Source organism: Burkholderia sp. Bp9090 (assembly GCF_003857985.1).
Classification (GTDB): Bacteria; Pseudomonadota; Gammaproteobacteria; order Burkholderiales; family Burkholderiaceae; genus Burkholderia.
Window position 1 is genome coordinate 1 of sequence record NZ_QTPV01000097.1, and the last position, 1,613, is coordinate 1,613.

Genomic DNA, 1,613 nt, shown 5'->3' on the forward strand with positions numbered 1-1,613 from the left:
TGCTGGCACGCGTGTCGCGCTTCGCGAACGCGCTGAAGAAACGCGGGATCGGCAAGGGCGATCGCGTCATCATCTATATTCCGATGTCGATCGAAGGCATCGTCGCGATGCAGGCCTGCGCGCGCATCGGCGCCACGCACTCGGTCGTGTTCGGCGGCTTCTCCGCGAAATCGCTCAACGAGCGGCTCGTCGACGTCGGCGCCGTTGCGCTCATCACCGCCGACGAGCAGGCGCGCGGCGGCAAGACGCTGCCGCTCAAGAGCATCGCCGACGAAGCGCTCGCGATGGGCGGCTGCGAAGCGGTCAAGAGCGTGATCGTCTATCGCCGCACCGGCGGCAAGATCGACTGGCATGCCGAACGCGACCTGTGGATGCACGAGATCGCCGACGGCGAGTCCGACACCTGCGCGCCGGAATGGGTCGGCGCCGAGCATCCGCTGTTCATCCTGTATACGTCGGGCTCGACCGGCAAGCCGAAGGGCGTGCAGCACAGCACCGGCGGCTACCTGCTGTGGGCCGCGCAGACGATGAAGTGGACCTTCGACTGGAAGCCGGCCGACGTGTTCTGGTGCACGGCCGACATCGGCTGGGTCACCGGCCACACGTACATCACGTACGGCCCGCTCGCGTGCGGCGGCACGCAGGTCGTGTTCGAGGGCGTGCCGACGTATCCGGACGCCGGGCGCTTCTGGAAGATGATCGACGATTACAAGGTCACGGTGTTCTACACCGCGCCGACCGCGATCCGTTCGCTGATCAAGGCCGCGGAAGCCGACGACAAGGTCCACCCGAAGAGCTACGACCTGTCGAGCCTGCGCATCATCGGCACGGTCGGCGAGCCGATCAATCCGGAAGCGTGGATGTGGTACCACAAGCACGTCGGCCAGGAGCGCTGCCCGATCGTCGACACGTGGTGGCAGACCGAAACCGGCGGCCACATGATCACGCCGCTGCCCGGCGCGACGCCGACGGTGCCGGGTTCGTGCACGCTGCCGCTGCCGGGCATCATGGCCGCGGTGGTCGACGAAACGGGCCAGGACGTGCCGAACGGGCAAGGCGGCATTCTCGTCGTCAAGCGTCCGTGGCCGGCGATGATCCGCACGATCTGGGGCGATCCGGAGCGCTTCAGGAAGAGTTATTACCCGGAAGAACTCGGCGGCACGCTCTATCTCGCCGGCGACGGCACGGTGCGCGACAAGGACACCGGCTACTTCACGATCATGGGCCGCATCGACGACGTGCTGAACGTGTCGGGCCACCGGCTCGGCACGATGGAGATCGAGTCGGCGCTGGTCTCGCACGAGCAGGTTGCGGAAGCGGCGGTGGTCGGCCGCCCGGACGACACGACCGGCGAGGCGGTGGTCGCGTTCGTGGTGCTCAAGCGCTCGCGTCCGGAGGGCGAGGAAGCGGCGGCGCTCGCGAAGGCGCTGCGCGACTGGGTCGGCAAGCAGATCGGGCCGATCGCGAAACCGAAGGACATCCGCTTCGGCGACAACCTGCCGAAGACGCGCTCGGGCAAGATCATGCGGCGCCTGTTGCGCTCGCTCGCGAAGGGCGAGGCGATCACGCAGGACACGTCCACGCTCGAGAACCCGGCGATCCTCGAGCAGCTC

At 67.6% G+C, this 1,613-nt stretch carries 1 protein-coding gene; it reads left to right on the plus strand.

Features of this window, described 5'->3' with window-relative positions; all coding sequences use genetic code 11:
* Nucleotides 1-1,613, plus strand: a 1,613-nt coding sequence (acs, locus tag DIE16_RS36205) for an acetate--CoA ligase (protein ID WP_124894417.1), incomplete at both ends; no start/stop codon positions are given.